The sequence below is a fragment of the Micromonospora sp. NPDC093244 genome (assembly GCF_040683695.1).
GTDB lineage: Bacteria > Actinomycetota > Actinomycetes > Mycobacteriales > Micromonosporaceae > Micromonospora.
Genome location: NZ_JBFBEO010000001.1, coordinates 1812482 through 1838346, shown reverse-complemented (window position 1 = coordinate 1838346; position 25865 = coordinate 1812482). Strand labels below are relative to the sequence as shown.

Genomic DNA, 25865 nt, shown 5'->3' with positions numbered 1-25865 from the left:
ACGCCCGCCCTTCTCAGTCCTCGAACGCCTCCGGCGACGGGCACGAGCAGACCAGGTTCCGGTCGCCGTACGCGCCGTCGATGCGCCGCACCGGCGGCCAGTACTTCCCCGCCCGATCGGTCCCGCCCGGGTACGCGCCCACCGACCGCGGGTACGGGTGCGGCCACTCGTCACCGCTGACCATCGCCGCGGTGTGTGGCGCGTTCCCCAGGGGGTTGTCCCCCGCCGGCCACTCCCCGGCTCCCACCTTGTCGATCTCCGCCCGGATGGCGATCATCGCGTCGCAGAACCGGTCCAGCTCGGCCAGGTCCTCACTCTCGGTCGGCTCCACCATCAGCGTCCCCGCCACCGGGAACGACATCGTCGGCGCGTGGAAGCCGTAGTCGATGAGCCGCTTGGCCACGTCGTCGACACTCACGCCCGTCGCCTTCGTCAACGGCCGCAGGTCCAGGATGCACTCGTGCGCCACCAGGCCCTTGTTGCCGGCGTACAGCACCGGGAAGTGCCCCCGCAGTCGCGCCGCCACGTAGTTCGCCGCGAGCACGGCCACCCCTGTCGCCCGGGTCAGCCCTTCGGCGCCCATCATCCGCAGGTACGCCCACGGGATCGGCAGGATGCCCGCCGACCCGTACTTCGCCGCCGAGATCGCCGGGGTGGCGTCGGCGTGCGCGCCCAGCGGGTCACCGGGCAGGAACGGCGCCAGGTGCGCGCGGACCGCCACCGGACCCACACCGGGGCCACCGCCGCCGTGCGGGATGCAGAACGTCTTGTGCAGGTTCAGGTGCGACACGTCCGCGCCGAACTTGCCGGGCTTGGCGAACCCGACCAGGGCGTTGAGGTTCGCCCCGTCGACGTACACCTGCCCGCCGGCGTCGTGGACCTTCGCGCACAGCGACGCGATGCCCGTCTCGTACACGCCGTGCGTCGACGGGTACGTCACCATGATCGCGGCGAGCGCGTCCCGGTGCTTGTCGATCTTCGCGTCCAGGTCGACGAGGTCGACGTTGCCGTCGTCGTCGCAGGCCACCACGACGACCCGCATGCCGGCCATCACCGCGGACGCCGCGTTCGTGCCGTGCGCCGACGACGGGATCAGGCACACGTCGCGGTGCGACTCACCCCGCGACGCGTGGTACGAGTGGATGGCCAGCAGCCCGGCCAGCTCGCCCTGTGACCCGGCGTTGGGCTGCACGCTCACCGCGTCGTAGCCGGTCACCTCGGCCAGCCACGACTCCAACTGACCGATCATCTCCCGGTACCCGACGGTCTGGGCGTCCGGCGCGAACGGGTGGATGTGCGCGAACTCCGCCCAGCTGATCGGCTCCATCTCCGTGGTGGCGTTGAGCTTCATCGTGCACGACCCGAGCGGGATCATGCCCCGGTCCAGGGCGTAGTCGAAGTCCGACAGCCGCCGCAGGTAGCGCAGCATCGCCGTCTCGGAGTGGTGGCTGCGGAACACCGGGTGGGTCAGGAAGTCGGTCGTGCGGGCCAGGTCGGCCGGCAGAGCGGCGTCCACGGCGCCGTCGAACACGGGCACACCGAACGCCTCCCACACCTCGCTCAGGTGCGCGTCGGTGGTCGTCTCGTCGCAGGACATCCCGACCCGGTCGGCGTCGACCAGCCGCAGGTTCACGCCCCGCTGCGCGGCCGCCGTGACCACCTCGGCGGCCCGGCCCGGCACGGTCGCGGTGACGGTGTCGAAGAACGCGACGTCCGCGACGTCCACGCCGCCGGCGCGCAGCCCGGCCGCGAGCCGCGCCGCCATGTCATGGGTACGCGCCGCGATGTCCCGCAGCCCGTCCGGGCCGTGGTAAACGGCGTACATGCCGGCCATCACGGCGAGCAGCACCTGCGCGGTGCAGATGTTGCTCGTCGCCTTCTCCCGCCGGATGTGCTGCTCGCGGGTCTGCAACGCCAGCCGGTACGCCGGGTTGCCGTCCGCGTCGCGGGACACCCCGACCAGGCGCCCGGGCAGCATCCGCTCCAGGCCCGAACGCACCGCCAGGTAACCGGCGTGCGGCCCACCGAAGCCCATGGGTACGCCGAACCGTTGGGTGGTGCCGGCGGCGATGTCCGCGCCGATCTCCCCCGGTGCGCGCAGCAGCGTCAACGCCAGCAGGTCCGCCGCGACGGTGACCAGCGCGCCGACGGCGTGCGCCGCCTCGACCAGTCCCGCGTGGTCGCGCACCGCCCCGGACGCGCCCGGGTACTGCAGGTGCAGGCCGAAGAACTCCGCCGGCAGCTCGTCACGCTCGACGTCGACGACCCGCACGTCGATGCCGAGCGGCTCGGCCCGGCTGGTGATCACCGCGATGGTCTGCGGCAGGGCGTCGGCGTCGACGACGTACACGCCGCTCTTGCTCTTGGAGGCCCGCCGCGCCAGGGTCATGGCCTCGGCCGCGGCGGTGCCCTCGTCGAGCATCGAGGCGTTCGCGGTGGCCAGGCCGGTCAGGTCGGTGACCATGGTCTGGAAGTTCAGCAGCGCCTCCAGGCGGCCCTGGCTGATCTCCGGCTGGTACGGCGTGTACGCCGTGTACCAGGCCGGGTCCTCCAGGACGTTGCGGCGGATCACCGCCCGGGTGTGCGTGCCGTGGTAGCCCAGGCCGATCATGGAGACGGCGACGGTGTTGCGGGCCGCCAGGGCCCGCAACTCGGCGATCGCCTCGGCCTCGGTGGCCGGATCGGGCAGGTCCAGGGTGCCGTGCCAGCGGATCACTTCGGGGATCGCGGCGTCCATCAGCTCGTCGATCGAGTCGTGCCCGACGACCTCCAGCATGCGGCGCTCGTCGTCCGGTCCGGGACCGATGTGACGGGTGGCGAACTGCTCTACGCTCATTGGCGGCACTCCCGGGCGAGGTCGACGTGTCGGCCTCCCCCTCTGTCGCACCGCACAGGGTGCTCCACAGTGCCTGCCCACGAGGTCCTTTTGCCTGAGAGGTTCCGGGGAGGATTTGCCCCTTCGGCGCCGCCCCGGGTGCTGTCGGGCGGTCTCTCCCACGTGGGTGCTACCGGCGTGGTCAACGCTACCAGCGCCGGTGTTTCCGGCAGATGTCCTACCCCCGGGTGGCTGTCACACGGGCGCGGGCGCGCCGCCGGTGACCCGCTCGGCCAGAGCCGGCAGCAGCGACCCCAGCGGCGCGTCGACGCATAGCGTGGCGTACCCGTCACCACGGGTCGGCCCCTGGTTGACGATCGCCACCGGAATGTCGCGTTTCGCCGCGTGGATCACGAACCGGCGACCCGACATCACCGTCAACGACGAGCCGAGCACCAGCACCGCCCGGGCCTGCTCCACAAGTGCGAAGCACCGCGCCACCCGCGGCGGCGGCACCGTCTCGCCGAAGAACACCACGTCGGGTTTCAACATGCCGGTGCCGCAGATCCCGCAGTCCACCGGCCGGAACGCCGCCACCTGTTCATCGGGGAGATCAACATCACCGTCCGGGTTGACCGCGGCGACGCGGGCCACGAAGTCCGGGTTGGCCTCGCGCAGCCGCCGGTCCACCTCCTCCCGGGAGGTCAGGTTGCCGCAGTCCAGGCAGGTCACCTCGTCGAGGCGGCCGTGCAACTCGACGACCGACCCGCTGCCGGCAGCGCCGTGCAACCCGTCGACGTTCTGTGTGATCACCGCGTCGACCAGGCCGGCCTGTTGCAGCCGCGCCACCGCCCGGTGCCCGGCGTTCGGCGCCGCCCGGGCGATCAACCGCCACCCCAGGTGGCTGCGCGCCCAGTACCGCCGCCGGGCGAGAGGATCACGGGTGAACGCCTGGAACGTCATGGGGGTGTGGCGGCGGGCCACTCCACTGGGCCCCCGGTAGTCAGGGATGCCCGACTCGGTGGACAGGCCCGCCCCGCTGAGCACCACCACCCGACCGCCGGCCACCAGCGAGATCAACGCGTCCAGACTCTCCGTCACCCTTTCATGCTGCCTCAACGCGCCCGGCGGCGGCGAACTGCTACACCGCGGCGACGTCGGCGACGACGCAGGCGATGTTGTCGGGCGCCCCCGCCTGCGTCGCCAGAGCGATCAGCTCCCGTACCGCGTGCGCCGGGTCGGTCGCCGCGCCCAGCGTCCCGGCGAGGGCGGCCCGGTCGACGACCGCGGACAACCCGTCGGAGCACACCAGGTACCGGTCACCGGGCAGTGCCGTGCGCAGCGCGAGATCCGCCTCGACGCGCGGGCCGCCGCCCAGAGCGCGTACCAGCACCGCGCGCCGCGGATGCGCCTGCGCCTCGTCCCGGCCGAGCCTGCCCTGATCGACCTGGGTCTGCACCCAGGTGTGGTCCTGGGTGAGCAGCGACAGCTCACCGCCGCGCAGCAGGTACGCCCGGGTGTCACCGATGTGCACGAGCGCCAACTGCGAGCCGCTGCGCAGCAGCGCGGTCAGCGTGGTGGCCGGCTGATGCTCGTCGGTCGCCAGGGCGCGCACGGCGGCGTCGGCGTCGGTCACCGCACCGGCCAGCATCGCCAGCAGCTCGGCCGCCGGCACGTCGGTCAGCTCCAACGCCCGCAGCGCGTCGATGGCGGCGGCGCTGGCGGCAGCGCCACCAGGTCCCCGCACGCCGTCGGCGACGGCGAGCAACCGCTCACCGGCGTACGCGGCGTCCTCGTTGCTGTCGCGCACCACGCCGACGTCGCAGCCGGCGGCGCAGCGCACCACAAGAGTGTGATCCGAACCAGACACGGTGGTACCCCCTTGGGACAGGTGATCCACGAGGACGGCGGCGACCCGCGCCCGGGCCGCGGTGTCGACGGTGACCTGCCGCCAGTACGCGGTGATCACCTCCGCGGCCGCCGCGGGCTCCAGCGCGCACACGGTGCGGACCGTCGCCAGCGGCATCCCGATGCGACGCAGCCGCGCCACCAGACGGGCCAGCGGCACCTGCGCCCGGTCGTAGAGCCGATATCCGGACTCCGGATCGACAGCGGCCGGCCGCAGCACCCCCACCTGGTCGTACAGGCGCAACGCCTTGGGTGTCAGCCCCGCCGCCCGGGCGAACGCCCCGATGGTCAACAACCCCATGTCGGCATCCTCCTCGTGCCGGTCACGGCGACCGGCACGACCCAGACTGGGGGTTACCCAAAGGTCAAGGTCAAGCCGGCGACCCCGACCACCGGTAGGTTGGGACGCATGCGCACCGTCATCGCCGGAGGCCACGGCAAGATCGCCCTGCTGCTGGAACGCCACCTCGCCGAGCGCGGTGACACCGCCGTCGGCCTGATCCGCAACCCCGCCCAGGCCGACGCGCTGCGCGCCGCCGGCGCCACACCAGTCGTCTGCGACCTGGAACACAGCGACGTCACCGACCTCGCCGCGCACCTCGCCGGCGCCGACGCGGTGATCTTCGCCGCCGGCGCGGGCCCCGGCAGCGGCACCGCCCGCAAGGACACCGTCGACCGGGGCGCCGCCGCGCTGCTCGCCGACGCCGCCACCCACGCCGGTGTCCGCCGTTACCTGCTGGTCTCCTCGATGGGTGTGGACGACCCACCGGCCGCCGGCACCGACGAGGTGTGGGCGGCGTACCTGCTCGCCAAACGGGCCGCCGAGGACGACCTGCGCGCCCGCGACCTGGACTGGACGGTCCTGCGGCCCGGGCGGCTCACCGACGACGCGCCCACCGGGCTCGTCACCCTCACCCGCCACGCCGGGCGTGGTGCGGTCACCCGCGCCGACGTCGCCCACGTCCTCGCCGCCCTGCTCGACGAGCCACGTACCGCCGGCGCGACACTGGAACTCGTCAACGGGCCCACGCCGATCGCCGACGCCGTCCGCGCCGCCGCCGGCTGACCCTTCTCACCAGGGCAGCTGTCCTGGCTCGTCCTGCAAGGGCGCCGGACCTGTCGGGTCGAGCGTGGCCAGACGGACGACGACCCGGGCGCTCTCCTCGACCGGCCGGCCGGCCGATGCCGAAGGCGGCGATCATGTCGGTGGCGGTGGGGCCCGCCCGACGGCGGGCCCCACCCCGACAATCACCGCTGATGGTGCCGCGGCAACGCCGCCTGCCCCGCCGCCGCACCCGCGGCGAACGGCGCACCAGGCGTCTCCTTCGCGATCCGATCCATCGTGCGCGCCAACTGCTCACTGCCGTCGTCGAGATGCCGCGCCGCCGCCTGCATGTGCGACACCATCATCTCCCCGAAGATCCGCAACGCCTCCCGGGTCGCCACCGTGTCGTCGAAGCTCGCACCCGCCGAACTGCGGTAATCAGCCACCGCCCGCTCGGCCTCCTGCTTCGCCTCCTCCGCCGCGGCGCGCATGTAACTCTCGTACTGCATCCGCGCGTACTCGGCGACCCGCCGCGCGTAGTCGTGCGCCTGCGCGATGATCTGCTCCGCCTCCCGCTGCGCCGCGGAGAGCAGATTCACCTCCTTCGCCGCCGGCACCTTCGCCGCGGCGTTGCCCGCGCTCGGAATCACCCCGTGCCTGTGCAACTCCACCCGGTCGGTGAGCCGCTCGTTCTCCGCCCGCAGAGTGGCGATCTGCGTCGCCAGCAGATCCAACTCGTCCGCCACCTGCACCCGGAACCGGTCCACGTCGGCGTTGTCGTAACCGCGCCGCGCGAACGGCGCCGTACCGAACTCCCACCGCCGCACCCGGTCCGCGGTCATCCGGACGTGCACCCCACCGGACACCTGCACACCGTCGTACCGACTGATCGGCGTCGCGCTCACCTGAGCCCACCTCCGGAAGTGTCACCGACGGTCGACTGATCCACCGCCGTCCGCCAAGCCGGGCCGTACCACTGCTTGCCCAACCCCTCGTGATGCACCTGACCCGGGTGGTAACCCGCCCGAGCCAACGCCTGCGCCGCGTGCGAAACCATCTCGTCCGACCCGCACACGTACACATGCCGGGACCGCCAGTCACCGTCGGCCAGCGCCCGGTCCACCGCGTGCACGAACTCCCCCGGCCGGGCCCCGTCGGCGCCCACCACGTAGGTCACCGTCAACCACGGGTACGACGACGCCAACTTGTCGATCGCGTCGCTGTCGTAGAACTCGCTGCGCGACCGCGCACCCACGTACAGATCCACCCGACGGCGTGAACCCTCCGCGGCGACCTGCTCCACCAACGCCTTCACCGGAGCCCAACCCGTACCGGAGGCCACCAGCAGCAGATCGCTCGAACCCGCCGCCCACAACCCCAGCCGGTCCCCCACCGGCGCCGCCAGGTGGATCCGGTCCCCCACCGACGACCCGTACACCAGCCGTGAGGACACCGCGCCACCCGGCGCGGCCCGCACATGCAACTCCAACGTGCCGTCCGAACGCGGCGCGTTCGCCGGCGAGTAGTACCGCCACGACCGCACCGACGGATGCGACACACCTATCGACTGCCCGGCCGTGAACGGCAACAGGTACTGCGGACGCACCGTCAACACCGCCACGTCGAACGCCCGCCGCTCGTGCGCCACGATCTCCGCCACCCACCACGGCGGGTTCACCGCCTCGGCGGCCTGCGCCGCCTCGGTCATCACCTGCGCGACCAGCCCGTACGCGGCCGCCCAGTCCTGCGCCAACTCGTCGGTCCACTGCTCGGCCAGGAAATGCTGCAACGTCGCCAGCAACGCCTCACCGACGGCCGGGTAATGCTCGGCGCGCACCGCGAACTTGCGGTGATCCGCGCCGAGGTCCTGCAGGAAACCCACAAGCCGATCCACCTGGTCCACGTTGGACACGATGTGCCCCAACGCGGTCACGAGACGGTCCCGCTGCCCCGCCATGTTCGTGGGGAACATCTGCCGCGTCTCGGGATGGGCCAGGAACAACGTCGAATAGAAATAGAGCGGCACCTGATCACCGTGCTCGGCGACCAGGGACCAACTCTGCTTGAGTCGGGCCGCGTCCACGCTCAGACGCCCGGACGGTTCCCGGAGGCCACGACCTGGTCCTGCACCTCACCCAGCACCGTCTGCACGTGCGCCAGAATGTCGGCCGGCACACCCAGCTCGGTGAGCGTCGCCGTCAGGTGCTCACCCACCTTCACGTAGTGCTCCGCCGGAATGTTCAGCGGCTGGTGAGCCTCGGCCAAACCACGACCGGCGTACTCGTTGGGCCCACCCAGCACCACCGTCAACATCAACGTCAGGTGCCGCCGCTGACCCACCATGTCCACTGTGGTGAAGTAACCAGCCAACTCCGGATCGGCGAGCACCCGCCCGTAGAACAGATCGACGGCCGCCTTGACCGAACTGGCACCGCCGATGCGGTCGTAGTGCGAAGCGGGAGCGGTTTCTTCGGTAACCGTCACGGTCTTTCCTTCCGAGGTGAGGGGCGCGCGGCGTCGGCGCGGAGGGGCAACGGCCCACCCGGGCGACACCGTCGTGCCACGGCGACACACCGGGGACCGTGACGGACCATAGCGTGCCGACGGCCTCCGGTCAGCGCCCCCCTATCGGGTTCCCGACAGGACGCCAGCACACACCGTCACCGCAACCGACACACCATCCACAGTCGGCCACCAACACGGCACCCAGAGTCATCCACACAGGACGCGGCACCCCGTGGAATCGCGTCACGTCGGCCACGCTGACCTACAGTCACCAACCAGCGCCACAAAAAGCGGACCGCAAAAAAACCGGGCGAGTCCACAACCCGGAACCGGCGATCAGCCCGCCCGCCGCCGCGCCCGCCGCGCCGCCAACTCGTCACCCACCGGATCCGACTCCGGCGCCACCACGGGCTCCGCCGGACCACTCGCCGCCGGCTCCGCCGGCAGATGCGACAAAGACCCCTGGATCTCCTTGAAAGCCCCACCGATCGCGATACCGAAGACACCCTGGCCACCCTGCAACAGGTCGACCACCTCCTCCGGCGACCGGCACTCGTACACAGTCGTCCCGTCGGAGATCAGCGTGATGCCGGCCAGATCCTCCACACCACGCGACCGCAGCGCCTCGATCGCCTTACGGATGTTCTGCAGGGAAACCCCCGCGTCCAACAACCGCTTCACGACCTTCAACACCACAAGGTCCCGGAACGAGTACAACCGCTGCGTCCCCGAACCCGACGCGTCCCGCACGCTCGGCACCACAAGCGTCGTACGCGCCCAGTAATCCAGCTGCCGGTAACTGATGCCCACCGCGTGGCACGCCGTCACACCCCGGTAGCCCACCGAACCGTCACCCTCAGCCGCCGAAGCCGGCGACGAGGCACCCGGCAGGCCCAACTGTGTACCCGGATCAGGATCCTGCGGCTCGTGCATCCGGACAACCTCCCCGTCTGTGCGGCGCGCGTCGTTTCCGGGACGCGCACCCCTCGACACGGCAACCCTATCGCCACCCTCAGGGGTTACCACGGAGGAACCGACGCGACACGCCGCGCAGCCACCGAGAAAGATCACCAACCACACGCCGACGTCACCGGCGCACGAGCAGAACCGGTCAGCCCGCGAAATCCTCCGGACGCACCTGCTCCAGGAACTCGCGGAACTTCTCCACCTCGTCCTCCTGCTCGTCCGGGATCACGATCCCCGCCTCGCTGAGGACCTGCTCCGCACAACGAATCGGCGCCCCGACACGCAACGCCAACGCGATCGAATCGCTCGGACGCGCCGATACCCGCACCCCATCGCCGATCAACAGATCCGCGTAGAAGACATTCTCCTTGAGCTCAGTGATCTCCACCGCCTGCAACGGCGCCTGCAACGCCGCCAACACGTCACGCAAAAGATCATGCGTCAACGGCCGGGCAGGCTTGACCCCCTGCTGCTCATAGGCGATAGCCGTGGCCTCGACCGCGCCGATCCAGATCGGCAGATAGCGGTCGCCCTCGACCTCCCTGAGCAGGACGATCGGCTGGTTGCTGGGCAGCTCCACCCGAACTCCGACCACGCTCAGCTCGCGCACCGCCGCCTCCGTGTCGTCGTCAACCTACGCACCGCGCCCTTCCCTGCACCGTACACGGACCGCGACACGGTCGTCCCATGCGCAACAGCACCACGCCCGCGCAGGAAGGGGTTACCCCGGCAAGCCTACGGCACGCTTCCGGAAAGAGATCTTTCCGCTCCGCCGCCGCCCACCGAGGCCCCCGTCACCGACCCAACGTCGACCGCAGACCCACCCGCACCAACGCCGCGTGCAACTGCTCCGACAACGCCGCCAACTCCCGCGCCGTCTCCGCAGCCCGCGCCCGCGCCGCCGGATCACTCTGCCGCACCAACGGCGCCACCAACTGCGCGAACAAACCGACCTCCCGGTCCGCCGCCGTCCGGTAACCCCGCAGATGCCGCGGCTCCAACCCGTACGCCGCCAACCCCGCAACCGCCGACGCGATGATCAACGCATCCGCGTCGTACCACCCCGGCGGATCCGGCACCAGCACGCCGAGCCGCTCCAGCTCCACCAACGTCGACTCGTCGATCCCGCTGCGCGCCACCAGATCCGCCCGGCCGAGCCGCACCTGCGACTCGGCCGGCTCCGGCGACTCACGACCCGGCACCTCACCATCGGGACCCACCGCGACCAACGCCGGCCGCGTACGCCCCGGCTGCTCACCGGATGAATCCCACTCCGCCAACTGCTCACGGATCACCCGCAACGGCAGATACCTGTCGCGCTGCGCGGACAGCACAAACCGCAACCGCGCCACGTCGTCCCAGCTGTACTTCCGGTAACCCGCCGCCGTCCGCTGCGGCTCCACCAGACCCTCGGCCTCAAGGAACCGCAACTTCGAAATCGTCGTGTCCGGGAAATCCACCCGCAACTGACCCAGCACCTCACCGATGCTCATCAGCGGCTGGGACCGGGCCGCCCCGGGTGGCGTGGAGGCCGCAGGCTCGTTCACCCCCGGCCGGCCTCCTCCTCCGGGCGCGGACCGGCGATGAACACCACCCGGAACTTACCGATCTGGACCTCGTCACCATTGCTCAACGTGGCCGCCTCGACCCGCTCACGATTCACGTACGTGCCGTTCAGGCTGCCCACGTCCCGCACCGTGAACGTCCCACCATCACGGTGGAACTCCGCGTGCCGCCGCGACACCGTCACGTCGTCGAGGAAGATGTCACTGTCCGGATGCCGGCCACTCGTCGTCACATCGTGGTCCAACAGGAACCGGGCACCCGCATTCGGGCCGCGACGAACCACCAGCAGCGCCATACCCGGCGGCAACGAACCGGACATCCGGCTCGGCACCACATCGGTGTCCGGCCCCTCCAGCACTTCGTCGAGCGAACCGAGATTGAGCGTCGAAGTGACGTCGAGCGGGGGGAACTCGTCGTCTGGGCGCGTCATGGGACCACCTCACGGATCTGTTCGGTCGGCGTCGGGTAATGGCGGGTCTGGCCGCCGGGCACATGCACACCCGGCGGCTGGCTCCCCGTGCCCGGGAAGGCAATTCCGCAACGCTCAACTATTGGGTTCTCGGTCGACTGGGCGAGCCTAGCCAGCGCCGAAATGCAGGGCAACCGGACGCGCGCAGACATCACACGCACCGGATCAAGCACACTCAGCCTTCGGTGATCTTCTGGTACGCAGCCGCCGTCAGCAACCCGTCCGTCGCCGTCGGATCGTTCGGAGTGATCTCCACCAACCAACCCGCACCGTACGGATCCGTGTTGATCAGCTCCGGCGTGTCACCCAACGCCTCATTACGCGCCGCCACCGTACCGGCAACAGGCGCGTAGATCTCCGACACGCTCTTGGTCGACTCGATCTCACCCAACGAGTCACCAGCCGCGACCACCGCACCCGCCTCGGGCAACTGCACGTACACGATGTCGCCCAACGCGTCCTGCGCGAAGTGCGTGATGCCGACCCGAACCGAACCGGTGCCGTCACCCGCCACCCACTCATGCTCGGCGGTGTATCGCAGATCCTCGGGAATCACCAGACGCGTCCTTCATCCATCGTGCCCCGGACCACCCGGGCCCGGCGCGGCCGCGCCGGTCAGGAGACCGGACGGGCGTGTTCCAACTTGATCGGCGCGTGCAGCGCCGAAACCTCGGCAACCTCACGCTCCCCAAACGTCACGTTACCGCCGTCACCCCGGACCGACGCCACCACCCCACCAGGAATGTTCAACGCCGTACGCATCGTCGCCGGATCACCGATCACCGTGATCGTGAACGGACCCACCAACCGACGCCCCTCCACCACAAGCGACCCGTTCTCCCCATCCAGGAAGAACGTCGACGCGATGATCCGCACCGTCGCCCGGTCACCACCGGAGATCTGCATCGCCTCCGCGCCCGCACCGCGCAGCTCCTGCACCGCGTCCAGCACCTGGTCCGCCGAGATCCGCTTACCACCGCTGATGACGGGCCCCACGGCCGGCAACGTCCCCGCCAGGATGCCCAGCTCGTCCGCCCGCCGCGTCGCCTCGTCCAACGCCGCCTGACGACCCTGCTCACCCGAGGCCAACTGCCGCTGACTGTCCTCCAACGCCCGGATGTCCTGCTGCAGGCGACTCTCCCGCGCGTCCAGGTCCGACAGGATCCGCACCAGGTCCTCCTGACGCGTCGCTCCCAACGTCGGATCCGTCGACGTCGTCTTCAACTGCACCACGAGCGTGAAACCCAGCAACGCGAGCAACGCCACGATCATCACACCGGCCGTACTCAACCGGGACCGACCCGCCGGCGCCGCCGGCTCCACGACCGGCGCCGCGTCCTCCACCGGGGCCGCGTCCTGCACCGGCCGCGCCTCCGAAGGGGCCGACCCGGCCGACCGCGACACCCCGCCCAGGTCCACCGTCGCACCGTCGTCGACAGGCGCCACCCCCGGCTCGTCCACCGACGGCACCGGCTCCCGCGGCACCGGCCCCTGCGGAGCCAGCGGACTCAACTCGTCCGGATCCGGCGCATCCGGCCGTGGATCCGGCTCACCCGCCGGGCCACCCGGACGCACCGGCCCCGCCGGCTGCGGCCAGCCCGTCCCCGTCTCGGTCTGCTCGTCGCTCATCGCATCCAAACCTACGCCCGGAACAGGTGCCGACGGATCGCCGCCACGTTGCCGAAGATACGCACACCGAGCACGACCACCACACCGGTGGACAACTGCCCGCCCACACCCAACTGATCACCCAGATAGACGATCAGACCGGCCACCAGCACGTTCGAGATGAACGACACCACGAACTGCTTGTCATCGAAGATCCGGTCCAGCTTGGCCCGAACCCCACCGAACACCGCGTCCAACGCGGCCACCACCGCGATCGGCAGGTACGGCTGCAACGCCGCCGGCACCGTGGGATCAAGCCACACACCGAGCACCACACCGGCGAGCAACGCCAGCACCGCGATCATCGACCACCTCCGGAGGGGCTGACGGTCGCCGGCGAACCAGACGACCCGGAACTGCCGGACCGGTCACCCGACACGGAAGGGCTCGGACTGACCGACGGCTTGGCGTAGCGTAGCTGCGGCTCCGGTGCCGCCGGCAGGGTGAGGTCATCCGCCTTGCGCACCCCGAACGACAGGCCCGTCTTCTGCGCTACCTCCCGCATCAGCGCCGCGTTACGACTGTCGTCGAACTTGCGCCGCATCGACGACGGGCCGATCGCCGACACCTCGTACGGCCCCGTCACCGGCCGGAAGTCCACAAGCATCGCCTCACCCGCCGAACGGATCGTCGACGTCGCCGTCAACCGCTGCCCGTTGATGGCGATCGCCTCCGCGCCGGCACTCCACAACGCGTTAGCCACCCCCTGCAGGTCGCTGTACAGCACCCGCGGCGGCCCGGCACCGGCACCGGTGACCGCGTCCGCCTTGTCCGGCGCGTCCGCCAGACGCACCACCACACCGTCACCGCGCACCCGACCCAGCCCGGTGCCCGCCTCCAGGTCCCGCAGCCGAGCCGCCGCCGTCCCACTCAACGCCGCGTCCCGCTGCCGGCTGACCTCCTCGCGCAGCTCGTCCGCCCGCGTGGACAACCGGTCGGTCTGACTCTCCCGCTCCTTGATCTGCGCCACCAGACCGGAGCGGGCCTGGCTACGCCCCGGCTCGTCCGCCATCGTCTGCCGGTACGCCACCGCGAACAGGAAACCCAGCATCACCACCACGACCAGGCTGACCGAGCGCGTCGACCAGGCCCGCCAACCCCGGGCCGGCGGCCGCGACGCCGCGCCACGACGGGCGGCCGCCGCGTCGGCGTACCCAGGATCCAGCGGGTTGCGGAACAACTCGGTGAGGAAGTCCGGCGCGTACACCCGGTCCTGCCGACCGCCCCCGGGCCGCGGCGCGCTCATGCCGCCGCTCCCGGGCCGCGCGCCGCGCGCACCAGCCGGTACGCCTGCACCACGTACATGCCGCCGGCCACCCAGTAGAGCACCAGACCCCACCAGGCCAGCCCCCAGCCGATCGCGGCCGTCGCCGTCGCCCCCGCGCTCCACTCGGTAGCCAACAGCAGCACCGGGAACGCCGCGAGCAGCAGGAACGTGGCGGTCTTGCCGACGTAGTGCACGGGCGGCGGGCCGTAGCCGTAGCGGCGCAGCACCCCCAGCGAGCCGAGCAGCAGCAACTCCCGGGCCAGCAGCGCCGCGGTGAACTGCCACGGCACCACCTCCCGGGCGGTGAACGCGACGAGCGTGGCGAGGATGTAGAGCCGGTCGGCGAGAGGGTCGAGCAGTTCCCCGAGGCGGCTCACCTGACGCAGCCGGCGGGCGATCCAGCCGTCGACCCAGTCCGTGGTGCCGCCGACGGCCAGGACGACCACCGCCGCCACGTCCGCGCGGGACACCAGGAACAGGTAGAGGAAGAGAGGTACGCCCAGCAGCCGCCCGAAGCTGATCAGGTTGGGCAGGGTGAGCACCTGGTCGCCGGGAGTCTGCTCGCCGGTGTCTCGCGGATGCTCTGCCCGAGCCGGCCGAGGCGACACCGAACCTCCTTCGCGGCACGCTCCGATCCACCCGGGCGGGCGCCGAGGTCGTACGCGCTGTCGGGCCGGCCACCGCCGGCTCCCCCTGCGGCCCCGGACGGGGCCTCTCCCCTGACGCGGCCCGCGATCTCGATGATCACGGGCCGGCTCAGTGCGCTGCCACTATATCGGGCTCCCGCTGACCTGCCCGGCCCCTCCGCTCGGCTGTTGGTGCGGCTCTGCCGCGTTGTGGCGTGGATCACCACGCGTAGAGCGTCCTAGGATACAGTGGAAGGGGCCGGCCGGTCAGGCCGTCTGGACCGCCGGGTCGGACTGCTGCTCCGGCACCGTCTGGGTCGCCGCCCGACCGAACGCCAGCAACGCCGCCAGGACGTCGTGCTGGGTACGGGGTGGCATCCGGTCCAGGACCGCCTGCACCGCCCGTTGCCGCCGCTCGGCCAACTCCCCCAGGAGGGTCTGCGCCGCCGCCGTCAGCACCAGGCGCACCTCGCGCCGATCCCGCGGGTCGGCCACCCGACGCAGAAGACCCGTCGCCTCCAGGCGGTCACAGAGCCGACTGGCCGAGGACGGCCCCACATCCAGCAGCTCGGCCAGGCGGTTGACGTTCGTCTCCGACCGGCCGCTGATCAGGATCAGCACCCGCAACTGGGTCGGCGGCACCTGATGACGCGCGGCCGCCGACTCGAGCACGGCGATCATCGTCTCGGCGGCCGCGGCGATCGCCGCGGCGAGATCCCCAGGCCGCTCCACCCGATGTCCCCTGCCGTCGTCGCGCTGGTGCCCACCCGACGGAGCGGCGGCGATCCTCACCCGCCGTTCCGCTCGCGCGGACCGTGCCAGTCCAGGCAGACCACGACCGCGTCGTCGCGCAGGTCGGAATCCGCGTGGTAGGCATGCAGTTCGCGCATCACCGTACCAACCGCCTCGGTCGGCGGCTGCAAGCGTGTGGCGCGCAGGGAACGCGCCATCGCCCGCTGCCCGTACGGCTCCTGCCCCGGCGGCTCGGCCGCCCACACCCCGTCGCTGACCACGAAGACGCGATCCCCCGGCTCGAGCTGGAACTCCTGAAGCTCGTAGCGGGTCTCCGCGAACATGCCCAGCGGCATCTGCTGCTCCACTTTCACCGGGTCGACCACCGCCCCGCGCAGGCGCAGCAGGTGCGGCGAACCGGCGTCGACCACCCGCACCCGCCCGGTGCGGGTGTCCACCTCCAGCAGCAGCGTGGCCACGTACCGGTGCCCCCGGTGCTGGTAGAAGACGGTGTCCGACGCCAACTCCGCCTGCTCTACCAGACCACCGCCGGAACGGCGCGCGTTGCGCATCGCGTTCACCGTGACCGCTGTCAGCATCGACGCGGCCAGACCGCTGCCCTCGCCGTTGAGGACCGTCAGGGTGAGCCGGTCACCGTCGAGCGACCAGTCGAAGTGGTCACCGCCCACCGTGTACGCCGGCTCCAGTTGGCCGGCCAGGTGGAACGCGTGGTGCGACACGCTGCGACCGGGCAGCAGATCCCACTGCATCTCGGCGGCCATGCTCAGCCGCTCACGGCGGCGGGCCCGGCGGTAGCGGTCGGTCACCCGGTCCGCCGCCCGCATCGCCAGGGCGAGGGCCCCGGCGATCTCGGCAGCCCGGCCGGTGACGGCCGGACCCGGTGCCGAGGGCAGCTCGATGAGCAGCACGCCCAGCCGCTCCCCCCACGCCGTCAGGGGCAGGTACAGCCGGCACGGCCCCTCGTCGGTGATGTCGTGCACCGGTTGCTGGCTGCTGAAACAGCGCTGCGCCACGGTGTGACAGGCGAGGAACCCGGCCGCCGGCAGATCCGGATCCAGCACCGGCCACAGCCCGCTGATCCGGTAGTCGGCCACGAACACGTCCGTGCGTACGGCGCCCAGCGCCGAACGGATCGCGCGGTCCGCCGCCTCCGCCAGCTGGTCGGGCGGAGCCTCGCGCAACGCGCGCGACACCGCATCCGCCCCGTCCACCATGCGTCCTCCAGAAACTTGCTACAGGGCAAGCATCATACGGACGCCCCCGGACAGCCCGTCGCCGCGGTCACTCGTCGCCGCGCACCGCCAGCGCGCCGTAGAACGCGTCGGGCACCTCGGCCGGTACGCCGTCCGGGCGCCACCGGGCGACCGGCACGATCCCGTCCTCCGTCGGCGCCCACCGACCCAGCAGCGGCGCGAACGCGCTCGGCGGACGCATCCGGAACGTCGGCCCCATCATCGCCAGCGCCTGCGGATGGGCGGCCAGCTCCTCGGTGTCGAAGTCCACGGCGAGCAGGCTGCCCGGCGCGGCGGCCGCGTACAACTCGTCGAACGTGCGGGTCACCGTGTCGTCGTCGAGGAACGCGGCGAGCCCCAGGAACACCACCCCGACCGGCCGACGCCCCCACCCCGGGACGAACCGGTGCAGCTGCGCAGGGTCGATCGTGCCGATGTCGGTGGCGTCCCCGAAGCCGTAGCCGGCCCGGTCACTGCCGGCGAGGATGCGCTGCCCGAGCCGGATGGTGACCGGGTCGACGTCGGTGTAGAGCACCGTCGCCTCGGCGGCGACCTCGTGCACGTTACCCATCGTGGGCACGCCCGCGCCGAAGACGAGGAAACCGTCCACGCCCTGCGCGGCGATCGCCCGCACCGCCCGGCCGAGGAACGCCCGCAGCTCCCGGAAGACCGGAGCGCACGGCCCGTACGCCTGCTCGAAGGCGGCCGCGGCGGCCACGTCCACAGCGAAGTGGTCGGCCCCACCGAGCCAGTAGTCGATCATGCGCGCGGTGCTCGGCTGATCCGGTTCGCCCATCGACGACGCTCCCTCTCGTCAGGTGGTCGCCAGCGTACCGACCTGGGCGCGCGGCGGTATGGCTGCGCCGCGCCCGGGTCGGGCGCGATAGTGGAACCGGCGGGAGGTGGCAGGTGAACTCGGCGAACAGCGCGGCGGTGGTGGTCGGCGTGGACGGCTCGGAGCCGTCCCTGCGGGCCGTGCGCCTCGCCGCCGCCGAGGCCGTGCGCAGGCGTCGGCCGCTGCGCGTGGTGCACGGGTTCATCTGGCCGCTGCTGCGGGTGCCGGACTCCCCCGCGCCGGGCGCCCCACCCGGCGGCGGGCTGCGTCACCAGGCCACCGAACTGGTCAGGGCCGCCGTGGACGAGGCCGAGGCGACGGCCCCCGGGCTGACCGTCACGGGCGAGATCATCGACGGCGAGGCGTCGGCCGTGCTGGTCGGCGAATCCCCCACCGCGGCCCTCATCGTGCTGGGCGACCGGGGGCTGGGCGGCTTCGCCGCGCTGGTGCTCGGCTCGGTGGCGGTCCAGGTCGCCGCGTACGCCGACTGCCCGGTGCTTGTGGCCCGCGGCGAGCAACGGCCCGACGAGCCGGTGGTGGTCGGGATCGACGGCTCGGCGGCGTCCCGCCTCGCCGCCGAGTTCGCCGCCGAGACCGCCGAGGCGCGCGGCGTCGCGCTGCGGGCCGTGCGCGCCTACCGGCATCCGGGCAGCAGCGGCCCCGGCGACATGCAACCCCTGGTGTACGACGAGACACGGCTGCACGACGAGCGGGAACGCGAACTGGCCGACTCCCTGGACGGGCTGGCCGAGCGACACCCCGGCCTGCGGATGACCGGGCATGCGGTGCACGGCCGTGCCGGCGCCGTGCTCGCCGAGGCGTCAGGCGCCGCCCAACTGGTGGTGGTCGGCGGGCAGGGGCGCGGCGAGGTGAGCGGGTTGCTGCTGGGGTCGGTGAGCCAGTCCGTGCTGCACCACGCGCGGTGCCCGGTCGCCGTGGTGCCTGGCCCTCGCTGAGCCCCGGGGTTGGCCCGCCGCCAGACGGGTAGACGGCCGCGGTACGCCAACGGCGAGGCAAGGAGGCGGCACATGCCAGGACCACGGCCGGGCAGCAACGCGTACGACAAGCAGCGGGCGCGGATGCGCAACGCGATCGACGACTCCGGACGGCGGGTACCCGACGGCAAGGCCAACCAGGTCGCCAACCGGATCCTGCAGGAGGATCGCGGCCAGCGGGGCGTGGTGCGCGGTGAGCGCACGTACGGCCCCAAGAGCGAGCGCGAACCGGGCGATCCGAAGTGAGGCGGGTGGACCTGGCCGACGGCGCCATCGCGGGCGCCGTCGGCAGCACCGCGCTGAACGTGGTCAGCTACCTCGACGTGGCGCTGCGGGCCCGCCCGGAGAGCGACGTCCCGGGCGAGACGGTCGACCGACTGGCCGGTATCGCGCACGTGAGCCTGGGCTCCGGGGACCGGGCGGCCAACCGCCGCTCGGGCCTCGGCCCGTTGATCGGCTACGGGCTGGGCATCGCCGCGGGCGTCGCGTTCGCCCTCTACGCCGGTGGCCGGCGCCAGCCGCTGCCGGTGGCCACGGGACTTCTCGGCGCCGGCGTGATGACCATGACCGACGGGTCCATCACGGCGCTGGGCATCAGCGATCCCCGGACGTGGCGGCGCTCGGACTGGATCTCCGACATCATTCCGCACCTGGCGTACGGGCTGACGGCCGCCGCCACCTGGAACAGGTTGCGGCGGCCGTCGGGTCGAGGTCGTTAGGCCCGTGTGTCGCTGTCGTCCTCGGCCACCGGCTCGCCGGCCGGGCCGTACGGCGACACCTGCCCCTTGGGCACCGGCCGGCCGGCGTCCCCACGCGACGAGCCACTGTTGAGCGGGTGCCCGGTCGGCTTGGGCCCCTTGCTGTCCTGACTGGTGGCGCCCTTGGCGTTACGCCGGAACTCCTCCTGCTGCGGGTTGACCACTGGTGTCTCCCTCCGGGTACGGCGGGCGGCGTCGACCGCCTCCACGGCGGCATACCCGCCGGGTCCGACGGCATTCCGGTCCCGCTCCCCGCCGGGAGGGCTAGTCGCCGGCCGGGCGGGTACCAGTCGGGTGTGGGCGACGATCGGAACGTGGTGCGGGTCCTGCTGGACCGCCGTGGCGACACCTACGCGGAGGAGGCCGGTATCCGGCTCTCCGACCGACCCGGGCCGCTGTACCAGCTGCTGGTGCTCGCCACACTGCTGAGCACCCGGATCCGGGCGTGCGTGGCGGTGGACGCCGCGCGGGAGCTGTTCGCCGCGGGCTACCGCACGCCGCAGGCGATGGAGGCGGCGAGCTGGCAGCAGCGGGTCGACGCGCTGGGTCGCGGGCACTACCGCCGCTACGACGAGCGCACGGCGACGATGCTCGGCACCGGTGCCCGGCTGTGCCTGGACCGCTGGCACGGTGACCTGCGGCGGCTGCACCGCGAGGCCCAGGGTGACCCGGCCGGCCTGCGCCGACGGCTCACCGAGTTCCCCGGGATCGGCCCCACCGGCGCCGACATCTACCTGCGCGAGGCGCAGACGGTCTGGCCCGACCTGCGCCCGTACGCCGACCGCCGGGCCCTGGCCGGGGCGAAGCGGTTGGGCCTGCCGGGGTCGCCTGGCGGACTGGCCGGGCTTGTCGACGAGCCGGACTTCGGCCGGCTGGCCTCGGCGCTGGTGCGGGTGGCGCTCGGCGAGGAGTCCGCAGGCGAGGTCACCCGCGTGGCGGCCCGCTGAGACTCACTTGACCGTCTTGTCGCCCGGGCGGGTCAGGTGCCACACCAGCAGCGCGGCGAGCAGCGCCAGCACCACCACCCCGCCGGAGATGCCGCCGCCCTCCTCGGGGCTGCGGCCGGTGCTGCCGAAGTAGATCACCGCGAGGCCGGCCAGCACCGTGACGAACGTACGCAACCCTCGGTCCTTCACGTACCGCACGGTAGGCCAGGCGCCACCCGATTTGTGCCGTTTTGGGACTCCTGTCAGTCGTTCGGGTGGCCGTCAGCCCTCTGCGACGAACCCGCGCAGCCGCACCCGGCGTACCGCCCGGTCGGCGACCTCCACCACCTCGAGGGTCAGCCCGGGCAGGCGTACGACCTCCCCCGGCCCCGCGGGCAGGTGCCGCAGCCGCGCCAGCACCAGACCGGCCACGGTCGTGTACTCCCGCGACAGCGGGAAACTCAGCCGCACCCCCAGGTCGGGCAGGTCGTGCAGCGGGAAGTCGCCGGGCACCAGCAGGGATCCGTCTGGTTCCCGGACCACGTCGTGCACGTCGCGGTCCGTCTCGTCGTACAGCTCGCCGACCACCTCGGCCAGCAGATCCTCAAGGGTCACCATGCCGTCGATGCCTCCGTGCTCGTCGACGACCAGGGCAAGCTGCTGGTGCTCCTGACGAAGCTGTCGCAACGCGTCGGCGACCGGCAGCGTGACAGGAAGCAGCAGGGGCGCTCGCCCCCACTGCCCCACGGTGCCGCCACCGGCGCGCACCAGGTCCCTGATGTGCACGACACCTGTCACCTCGTCCAGGCCACCCGGCCCGGTGACCGGCGCGCGGGACCGCCCGGCCGAGGCCAGCCGGCGGACTCCTTCGTCGGCGCGCAGGCCGGCCGGCAGGGCGGTCACCTCCCGCCGGGGCACCAGGATCTCCCGCAGCGTCCGGCCGGCGATGTCGAACGCGCCGGTCAGGATCTCCCGCTGCTGCGCCGACAGGCCGCGCTGGCTGACCAGCATCTCGCGCAGCTCGTCCTCGGTCATCTCCTCCCGGTTGGCGCGCGGGTCTCCGCCGGCCAGCCGCACCACGACGTCGGTGGCGCGGCTGAGCAGCCACACCGCCGGTCGGGACAGCCGGGCGAGCAGATCCAGCGGGCCGGCGCTGAGCAGGGCCCACCGTTCGGCCCGCTGCATCGCCAACCGCTTCGGCGCCAACTCCCCGAACACCAGCGTGACGAACGTCAGCAGCACCGTCACCACGAGCACCGCGGCCGGACGCGCCGCCGCGCCCAGGAAACCCAGCGGGCCGACCAACGGCTCGGCAAGTGACACCGCGGCCGCCGCCGACGCGAGGAAACCGGCGAGGGTGATGCCGAGTTGGATGGTGGCCAGGTAGCGGTTCGGGTCACGGGACAGCCGTACCAGCCGGTCACCCGAACGGGACCGCCTACCCAACCGACGCAACTGCCCCTCGCGCAGCGTCACCAACGCCATCTCGCTTCCGGAGAGCGCGGCGTTGACCAGCACCAGGACGGCCACGAGGGCCACCTGCCCGAGCTGACCGCCCATCGCGCACCCCCTCCAGCCGCCTGAGGTCACTCAACCGCAGCCGAGCCGGCCGTGGCCCGGTTTCCGGCGCGCCGGCGGTCAGTCGACCTCCAGATCGTCGAGCGAGATGGAGTGGGTCATCAGCCAGCGGGCCAGCGCCGTCATGCCGAACAGCCACAGGGGCGCCGACTCGGTGGTGCCGTTCGTGGCGTAGATGGCGAACCGCAGATCCGGCGCTCGGTACGCCTCGATCCGCCACTGGTGCTGCCGGTCCCGCCAGACCGCCGAAGGGTCCATGGCGTCACGGTAGGTGACCGACGTCGGCCCAGGGGCCGGTTAGCCCTCGGTCGGGGACCAGCGCCGACGCGGGCGGCCAGAGCTCCCGCTACATCCAGGCGAGCACACCCACCCCGAGCGGGAGGGGCCACCGCGACCATCAGCCCAACGTCGGCGGTCGGCGGTCAGCGGTCAGACAGATCCTGGTCCGTCGGCACGGTGGCTCGTCGGACGCACTCGTGAAGTAGAGCACGACGTCGGGAATGCGCGTCGTCGGGTTCCTGGCTGCTGGCCGCATACACGTTGCTCACCGGCGACCAGGCCATGGACATCGCGATGACCAGGGCCATGATGTCGAACGGGTCACCGCCGCGGATACGCCCGGCGGCCTGGGCCTCGGCGATTGCCGTGAGCTTGTGATCGTCGTAGTGCTGGTGGGTCTCGACGAGGTGTCCGGCGGGCCGGCGTTCCAGCCGCGTCCAGGTCGCGAGCCGGATGAGGTCGGGGCGGCGCAGGTACTCGTCGTAGAGGCGAACGGCCCAGTCCGCGAGATCGTCGGCGTTGATCGGCACGACGTTGGTGATGCGCTCCAGCGAGCTGAGGAAGATCGCGTCGAAGAGTCTCTCCTTGTCCCCGAAGTAGGCGTAGAGCTGCGCCTTGTTGGTGCGGGCCGCCGTCACGATGCGTTCGACGCGTGCCCCGGCGATGCCGTGTTGGGCGAATTCCTCGGTGGCGGCGTCCAGGATGCGCTGGTAGGTCGCGGCACCTCGCGAGGTCAGGGGCTGCTCCGGCATGCTCCCACCCTAGCAAAACAGAACGGTTGGTTTGCTTCGCCTCGACTACGGACCTAAGCTGAGACAGACCGAACAGTCTGTTTAAAGGAGTCGATCATGCGACGGACCACCGGATGGCGGGCGACCGGCCCGACGGAGCTGGGGCGTACCCCGATCGAGCGCCGTGACCTACGCCCAGACGACATCGCGGTGCGGGTCGACTACTGCGGGGTATGCCACACCGATCTGCACGCCCTGCACGACTACGACCAGGACACCAACGCACACCTGGTGCCGGGTCACGAATTCACCGGCGTGGTGACCGCCACCGGCCCCGAGGTGACCAGCTTCTCGATCGGCGAGAGTGTCGCGGTGGGCAACATCGTCGACTCCTGCGGCACCTGCGCCATGTGCGCAGCCGGACAGGAGAACTTCTGCCACTCCTTCCCGACGCTGACCTACGGCGGCACAGATCGGCAGGACGGGTCGACGACCCTGGGTGGCTACTCCCGCGAATACGTCGTGCGGAACACCTTCGCCTACCCGCTGCCCGCCGACCTCGACCCGGCCGCGGCCGCCCCGCTGCTGTGCGCCGGCGTCACCGTCTGGGAACCCTTGCGCTCCCATCGCGTCGGCCCAGGCAGTCGCGTCGCCGTAGCCGGACTCGGCGGCCTGGGCCACCTCGCGGTCAAAATGGCAGTGGCACTCGGCGCTACCACGACCGTGATCAGCCGCACCCAGGACAAGCGCGACGACGCCCGCCGGCTCGGCTCACACGACCTCGTCGACTCCACCGATCCCCAGCAGATGGCTGCGGCCCGCGACACCTTCGACCTCGTCATCGACACCATCTCCGCACCACACGACCTCGCCCCCTATCTGAAGCTGGTGGCGATGGACGGCACCCTCAGCCTGCTCGGATACCTGGGCCCGGTCACCGTGCAGACCACGGACCTGCTTGTCGGCCGCAAGAAGCTCAGCTCCGCCGGCAGCGGAGGCCGCCGCTCGACAGCCGAGATGCTCCGGTTCTGCGCCGACCACGGCATCGCCGCCGACATCGAGGTACTCCCGTCGGCCCAGGTGAACACGGCAATCGACCGCCTCCGGCGAAATGACGTCCGCTACCGCTTCGTGCTCGACCTGTCCGACCTGGACTGAGTGCGGTTCGCCCGATCGCGGCGCGCGCTCACGTGATGACGATCCGGGCGTCGTCGGGCAGTCGTCGGGTCGCGCCCCGGCGGTCCAGCAGCTCCAGCAGGGGCACCGCCACCCGCCGGGTGGTGTCCAACGCCTGGCGGGCCGCGGAGAGGGTGAACGGCTGCGGCAGTCCCGCCAGCACCCGGACCGCGCCGTCGAGCGCGTCGGGCAGCAGCACCACGTTGTCGGCCAGCCGCAGCAGGGCGCCCGCCCGCACCGCCGCGCCGATCTCCCGGGGGCCCAGACCCAGGTCGACGAGGCGGTCCGCTTCGGGGGCGCGGAACGGGCGGTCGCCGTACTCGGCGCGGACCCGTCGCACGGCCCGGGCCACCGGTTCCGGCAGCGCGTCGGCGCTCGCCGCCCCGACCCGCCCGGCGTGGATCCGCAGCGGCGGTCGGACCAGCGCCTCGACCAGCGCCCGGTCGGGCAGGGCGAGGCGTTGACGCAGCGCGTCCACCGGCATCCCGGGCTCCAACGGGTGCTCCCGGGCGTGACGGGCGACCTCCTCGGTCACCTGTTCGCCGAGCCGCCGCCAGTGCTCCGGGTCGGCCAGCCAGTCACCGGCCACCGGCGCGGCGTGCACGGGCACACCCATCCGGATCAGCGCACCGGCGCGGACCAGCCGACGGCGGCGCAGCTCTCCGGCCAGGTCGGGTCGGCCGTCCAGCCCGGCGAGGACCTCGGCGCGGGCGGCTGCGGCACCCCGGCGGGCCAGCGGTGGCGGCGCCACGTCCAGCACTCGCACCCCACCGGTCACGTGGTGGCGGCCCGGGTCGCGCAGCAGCGCCCGGTCACCGACCAGCAATGGCAGCGGACGGGCCAACCGCAGCCGTACGGTGTCCGGACCGAGCGGGCGGACGCGTACCGGCACCGCCGCCGACCCGACGTGCAGGGTGAGGGTGGCCGGCAGGTCGGCGGCGGGGTCGCCGGTCAGCCGGACGTCGACCAGGTCGGTGTGGTGGAACCGGTCCGGGGTGAGCAGCGCGTCGCCGCGGCCGAGCCGGTCGCGGGGCGTACCGCGCAGGTTGACCGCCACCCGGGCCACCGCCGTCACCTCCGGTCGGGCCTCGCCCAGGGTGTGCAGGCCGCGGACCCGGACCGGTTCGTCGGCCCCCGCCGGCTCCAACTCGTCGCCCACCCGCAGGCGTCCGCCGCCGAGGGTGCCGGTGACGACGGTGCCGCTGCCCCGCACCGTGAAGCTGCGGTCGACCCAGAGGCGCACCGGGTCGTCGAGGACGGGTGCGGGCACCCGGGCGGCCAGGCCGTCCAGGGCTGCCCGCAGCTCCGGCAGGCCCGCGCCGGTCAGGCCACTGACCGCGACCGACGGCACCGCGCCGAGGCTCGTCGCCGCGATCTCGGCCCGGGCGTGGGCGATGGCCGGCCCGGGATCGGCCAGGTCCGCGCGGGTCACCGCCAGCAGGCCGTACGCGACACCGAGCGCGTCGAGCGCCGCCAGGTGCTCGGCGGACTGCGGCATCCAGCCCTCGTCGGCGGCCACCACGATCAACGCCGCGGGCACCGGGCCGACACCGGCGAGCATGTTCGGCACGAACCGCTCGTGCCCGGGTACGTCGACGAACGCCATCGTGGCGCCGGACGGCAGCGTCGTCCAGGCGAATCCCAGGTCGATCGTCATGCCCCGGCGGCGTTCCTCGGCCCACCTGTCGGGCTCCATCCCGGTCAACGCCCGGACCAGTGTCGACTTGCCGTGGTCGACGTGCCCCGCGGTCGCGACGACGAACACGG

The 25865-nt window shown here is 72.2% G+C and carries 30 protein-coding genes and 1 riboswitch; of the genes, 6 read left to right on the top strand and 24 right to left on the bottom strand.

Translation table 11 applies throughout. The annotated features are described in order from the left end of the window. Nucleotides 1-13: 13 nt before the first annotated feature. The 3 genes from gcvP to AB0N27_RS08120 all read right to left on the bottom strand — a co-directional run bounded on the left by gcvP (nucleotide 14) and on the right by AB0N27_RS08120 (nucleotide 5024). A complete protein-coding gene (gene gcvP / locus AB0N27_RS08130; RefSeq protein ID WP_364364953.1) occupies nucleotides 14-2836 on the bottom strand; it encodes an aminomethyl-transferring glycine dehydrogenase in 2823 nt (940 codons plus the stop codon). 72 nt (nucleotides 2837-2908) lie between these two features. After that, a riboswitch (glycine riboswitch) is annotated at nucleotides 2909-3007 on the bottom strand. 63 nt (nucleotides 3008-3070) lie between these two features. Next, the gene (locus AB0N27_RS08125; RefSeq protein ID WP_364364950.1) at nucleotides 3071-3916 is read right to left on the bottom strand and encodes an NAD-dependent protein deacetylase; all 846 of its coding nucleotides are present in this window, start codon (nucleotides 3914-3916) and stop codon (nucleotides 3071-3073) included. Between the two features lie 40 nt (nucleotides 3917-3956). Further along, nucleotides 3957-5024, bottom strand: coding sequence for a MerR family transcriptional regulator (locus AB0N27_RS08120; protein ID WP_364364947.1), 1068 nt, complete (start codon nucleotides 5022-5024; stop codon nucleotides 3957-3959). 108 nt (nucleotides 5025-5132) lie between these two features. Here AB0N27_RS08120 and AB0N27_RS08115 point away from each other — a divergent pair, with 108 nt between their 5' ends. Beyond that, nucleotides 5133-5789, top strand: coding sequence for an SDR family oxidoreductase (locus AB0N27_RS08115; protein ID WP_364364944.1), 657 nt, complete (start codon nucleotides 5133-5135; stop codon nucleotides 5787-5789). A 182-nt stretch (nucleotides 5790-5971) separates the two neighbouring features. Here AB0N27_RS08115 and AB0N27_RS08110 read toward each other — a convergent pair whose 3' ends face one another. The 15 genes from AB0N27_RS08110 to AB0N27_RS08040 form a co-directional block, all read right to left on the bottom strand. Next, nucleotides 5972-6673 (bottom strand): DivIVA domain-containing protein, encoded by a 702-nt coding sequence (locus tag AB0N27_RS08110; RefSeq protein WP_364364942.1) that lies wholly within the window; start codon nucleotides 6671-6673, stop codon nucleotides 5972-5974. After that, complete coding sequence (locus AB0N27_RS08105) at nucleotides 6670-7851, bottom strand: globin domain-containing protein (RefSeq protein ID WP_364364939.1); 1182 nt, start codon at nucleotides 7849-7851, stop codon at nucleotides 6670-6672. The genes AB0N27_RS08110 and AB0N27_RS08105 overlap by 4 nt, the downstream gene beginning before the upstream one ends. A gap of 2 nt (nucleotides 7852-7853) precedes the next feature. After that, complete coding sequence (locus AB0N27_RS08100; protein ID WP_364364936.1) at nucleotides 7854-8252, bottom strand: group 1 truncated hemoglobin; 399 nt, start codon at nucleotides 8250-8252, stop codon at nucleotides 7854-7856. Nucleotides 8253-8609: 357 nt separating this feature from the next. Continuing rightward, nucleotides 8610-9206: a MerR family transcriptional regulator gene (locus AB0N27_RS08095; protein ID WP_364364933.1), complete on the bottom strand. Its 597-nt coding sequence runs from the start codon at nucleotides 9204-9206 to the stop codon at nucleotides 8610-8612. Between the two features lie 178 nt (nucleotides 9207-9384). Then, the gene (locus AB0N27_RS08090; RefSeq protein ID WP_007460347.1) at nucleotides 9385-9849 is read right to left on the bottom strand and encodes a bifunctional nuclease family protein; all 465 of its coding nucleotides are present in this window, start codon (nucleotides 9847-9849) and stop codon (nucleotides 9385-9387) included. Between the two features lie 184 nt (nucleotides 9850-10033). Beyond that, nucleotides 10034-10732, bottom strand: a complete 699-nt coding sequence (locus AB0N27_RS08085) for a MerR family transcriptional regulator (protein ID WP_364366137.1) — start codon at nucleotides 10730-10732, stop codon at nucleotides 10034-10036. Between the two features lie 50 nt (nucleotides 10733-10782). Beyond that, the gene (locus tag AB0N27_RS08080; RefSeq protein WP_007071101.1) at nucleotides 10783-11235 is read right to left on the bottom strand and encodes an FHA domain-containing protein; all 453 of its coding nucleotides are present in this window, start codon (nucleotides 11233-11235) and stop codon (nucleotides 10783-10785) included. Nucleotides 11236-11449: 214 nt separating this feature from the next. After that, nucleotides 11450-11830: a glycine cleavage system protein GcvH gene (gcvH, locus tag AB0N27_RS08075; protein WP_139582086.1), complete on the bottom strand. Its 381-nt coding sequence runs from the start codon at nucleotides 11828-11830 to the stop codon at nucleotides 11450-11452. 59 nt (nucleotides 11831-11889) lie between these two features. Next, entirely contained in the window at nucleotides 11890-12903 is a 1014-nt protein-coding gene (locus AB0N27_RS08070; RefSeq protein ID WP_364364928.1) for a DUF881 domain-containing protein, read from the bottom strand. Between the two features lie 11 nt (nucleotides 12904-12914). Continuing rightward, nucleotides 12915-13247, bottom strand: a complete 333-nt coding sequence (locus AB0N27_RS08065) for a small basic family protein (protein ID WP_007460356.1) — start codon at nucleotides 13245-13247, stop codon at nucleotides 12915-12917. Continuing rightward, entirely contained in the window at nucleotides 13244-14188 is a 945-nt protein-coding gene (locus tag AB0N27_RS08060) for a DUF881 domain-containing protein (RefSeq protein ID WP_364364924.1), read from the bottom strand. Before AB0N27_RS08060 ends, AB0N27_RS08065 begins: the two co-directional genes overlap by 4 nt. Next, entirely contained in the window at nucleotides 14185-14817 is a 633-nt protein-coding gene (locus AB0N27_RS08055; protein WP_364364921.1) for a CDP-alcohol phosphatidyltransferase family protein, read from the bottom strand. Before AB0N27_RS08055 ends, AB0N27_RS08060 begins: the two co-directional genes overlap by 4 nt. Nucleotides 14818-15102: 285 nt before the next feature. Then, complete coding sequence (locus AB0N27_RS08050) at nucleotides 15103-15567, bottom strand: MarR family transcriptional regulator (protein WP_364364918.1); 465 nt, start codon at nucleotides 15565-15567, stop codon at nucleotides 15103-15105. Between the two features lie 56 nt (nucleotides 15568-15623). Next, the gene (locus AB0N27_RS08045; RefSeq protein ID WP_364364915.1) at nucleotides 15624-16802 is read right to left on the bottom strand and encodes a PP2C family protein-serine/threonine phosphatase; all 1179 of its coding nucleotides are present in this window, start codon (nucleotides 16800-16802) and stop codon (nucleotides 15624-15626) included. Nucleotides 16803-16869: 67 nt separating this feature from the next. Beyond that, on the bottom strand, nucleotides 16870-17616 hold the full coding sequence (locus AB0N27_RS08040; RefSeq protein WP_364364912.1) for an SAM-dependent methyltransferase: 747 nt from the start codon (nucleotides 17614-17616) through the stop codon (nucleotides 16870-16872). 113 nt (nucleotides 17617-17729) lie between these two features. On the opposite strand from AB0N27_RS08040, the gene AB0N27_RS08035 reads away from it, so the two are divergent. The 3 genes from AB0N27_RS08035 to AB0N27_RS08025 all read left to right on the top strand — a co-directional run bounded on the left by AB0N27_RS08035 (nucleotide 17730) and on the right by AB0N27_RS08025 (nucleotide 19369). Next, nucleotides 17730-18611, top strand: coding sequence for a universal stress protein (locus AB0N27_RS08035; protein WP_364364909.1), 882 nt, complete (start codon nucleotides 17730-17732; stop codon nucleotides 18609-18611). A 72-nt stretch (nucleotides 18612-18683) separates the two neighbouring features. Further along, complete coding sequence (locus AB0N27_RS08030; RefSeq protein ID WP_007460364.1) at nucleotides 18684-18896, top strand: hypothetical protein; 213 nt, start codon at nucleotides 18684-18686, stop codon at nucleotides 18894-18896. Further along, on the top strand, nucleotides 18893-19369 hold the full coding sequence (locus tag AB0N27_RS08025; protein ID WP_364364906.1) for a hypothetical protein: 477 nt from the start codon (nucleotides 18893-18895) through the stop codon (nucleotides 19367-19369). The genes AB0N27_RS08030 and AB0N27_RS08025 overlap by 4 nt, the downstream gene beginning before the upstream one ends. Here AB0N27_RS08025 and AB0N27_RS08020 read toward each other — a convergent pair. Further along, nucleotides 19366-19617, bottom strand: coding sequence for a hypothetical protein (locus tag AB0N27_RS08020; RefSeq protein WP_364364904.1), 252 nt, complete (start codon nucleotides 19615-19617; stop codon nucleotides 19366-19368). The genes AB0N27_RS08025 and AB0N27_RS08020 overlap by 4 nt on opposite strands. Nucleotides 19618-19704: 87 nt before the next feature. Between AB0N27_RS08020 and AB0N27_RS08015 the strand changes: the two genes are divergently transcribed. Next, the gene (locus AB0N27_RS08015; protein WP_364364901.1) at nucleotides 19705-20355 is read left to right on the top strand and encodes a hypothetical protein; all 651 of its coding nucleotides are present in this window, start codon (nucleotides 19705-19707) and stop codon (nucleotides 20353-20355) included. Between the two features lie 3 nt (nucleotides 20356-20358). Here AB0N27_RS08015 and AB0N27_RS08010 read toward each other — a convergent pair whose 3' ends face one another. The 4 genes from AB0N27_RS08010 to AB0N27_RS07995 all read right to left on the bottom strand — a co-directional run bounded on the left by AB0N27_RS08010 (nucleotide 20359) and on the right by AB0N27_RS07995 (nucleotide 22943). Then, nucleotides 20359-20544 (bottom strand): hypothetical protein, encoded by a 186-nt coding sequence (locus AB0N27_RS08010; RefSeq protein ID WP_354825773.1) that lies wholly within the window; start codon nucleotides 20542-20544, stop codon nucleotides 20359-20361. A 72-nt stretch (nucleotides 20545-20616) separates the two neighbouring features. Next, nucleotides 20617-21894, bottom strand: coding sequence for a hemolysin family protein (locus AB0N27_RS08005; protein WP_364364898.1), 1278 nt, complete (start codon nucleotides 21892-21894; stop codon nucleotides 20617-20619). Nucleotides 21895-21972: 78 nt separating this feature from the next. Next, nucleotides 21973-22170, bottom strand: a complete 198-nt coding sequence (locus AB0N27_RS08000; protein WP_364364895.1) for a hypothetical protein — start codon at nucleotides 22168-22170, stop codon at nucleotides 21973-21975. A 164-nt stretch (nucleotides 22171-22334) separates the two neighbouring features. Next, the gene (locus AB0N27_RS07995) at nucleotides 22335-22943 is read right to left on the bottom strand and encodes a TetR family transcriptional regulator (protein ID WP_364364892.1); all 609 of its coding nucleotides are present in this window, start codon (nucleotides 22941-22943) and stop codon (nucleotides 22335-22337) included. Between the two features lie 96 nt (nucleotides 22944-23039). On the opposite strand from AB0N27_RS07995, the gene AB0N27_RS07990 reads away from it, so the two are divergent. Beyond that, the gene (locus tag AB0N27_RS07990; protein ID WP_364364889.1) at nucleotides 23040-24080 is read left to right on the top strand and encodes an NAD(P)-dependent alcohol dehydrogenase; all 1041 of its coding nucleotides are present in this window, start codon (nucleotides 23040-23042) and stop codon (nucleotides 24078-24080) included. A gap of 28 nt (nucleotides 24081-24108) precedes the next feature. On the opposite strand, the gene AB0N27_RS07985 is transcribed toward AB0N27_RS07990, so the two are convergent. Beyond that, nucleotides 24109-25863 (bottom strand): SelB C-terminal domain-containing protein, encoded by a 1755-nt coding sequence (locus AB0N27_RS07985; RefSeq protein ID WP_364364886.1) that lies wholly within the window; start codon nucleotides 25861-25863, stop codon nucleotides 24109-24111. Nucleotides 25864-25865 lie beyond the last annotated feature (2 nt).

Coding starts and splice junctions, on each gene's coding strand:
- gcvP (WP_364364953.1), bottom strand. CDS start 2,836: ATGAGCGTAGAGCAGTTCGCCACCCGTCACATCGGTCCCGGACCGGAC.
- AB0N27_RS08120 (WP_364364947.1), bottom strand. CDS start 5,024: ATGGGGTTGTTGACCATCGGGGCGTTCGCCCGGGCGGCGGGGCTGACA.
- AB0N27_RS08115 (WP_364364944.1), top strand. CDS start 5,133: ATGCGCACCGTCATCGCCGGAGGCCACGGCAAGATCGCCCTGCTGCTG.
- AB0N27_RS08095 (WP_364364933.1), bottom strand. CDS start 9,206: ATGCACGAGCCGCAGGATCCTGATCCGGGTACACAGTTGGGCCTGCCG.
- AB0N27_RS08085 (WP_364366137.1), bottom strand. CDS start 10,732: ATGAGCATCGGTGAGGTGCTGGGTCAGTTGCGGGTGGATTTCCCGGAC.
- AB0N27_RS08080 (WP_007071101.1), bottom strand. CDS start 11,235: ATGACGCGCCCAGACGACGAGTTCCCCCCGCTCGACGTCACTTCGACG.
- AB0N27_RS08070 (WP_364364928.1), bottom strand. CDS start 12,903: ATGAGCGACGAGCAGACCGAGACGGGGACGGGCTGGCCGCAGCCGGCG.
- AB0N27_RS08065 (WP_007460356.1), bottom strand. CDS start 13,247: ATGATCGCGGTGCTGGCGTTGCTCGCCGGTGTGGTGCTCGGTGTGTGG.
- AB0N27_RS08060 (WP_364364924.1), bottom strand. CDS start 14,188: ATGAGCGCGCCGCGGCCCGGGGGCGGTCGGCAGGACCGGGTGTACGCG.
- AB0N27_RS08045 (WP_364364915.1), bottom strand. CDS start 16,802: ATGGTGGACGGGGCGGATGCGGTGTCGCGCGCGTTGCGCGAGGCTCCG.
- AB0N27_RS08040 (WP_364364912.1), bottom strand. CDS start 17,616: ATGGGCGAACCGGATCAGCCGAGCACCGCGCGCATGATCGACTACTGG.
- AB0N27_RS08030 (WP_007460364.1), top strand. CDS start 18,684: ATGCCAGGACCACGGCCGGGCAGCAACGCGTACGACAAGCAGCGGGCG.
- AB0N27_RS08005 (WP_364364898.1), bottom strand. CDS start 21,894: ATGGGCGGTCAGCTCGGGCAGGTGGCCCTCGTGGCCGTCCTGGTGCTG.
- AB0N27_RS08000 (WP_364364895.1), bottom strand. CDS start 22,170: ATGGACCCTTCGGCGGTCTGGCGGGACCGGCAGCACCAGTGGCGGATC.
- AB0N27_RS07995 (WP_364364892.1), bottom strand. CDS start 22,943: ATGCCGGAGCAGCCCCTGACCTCGCGAGGTGCCGCGACCTACCAGCGC.
- AB0N27_RS07990 (WP_364364889.1), top strand. CDS start 23,040: ATGCGACGGACCACCGGATGGCGGGCGACCGGCCCGACGGAGCTGGGG.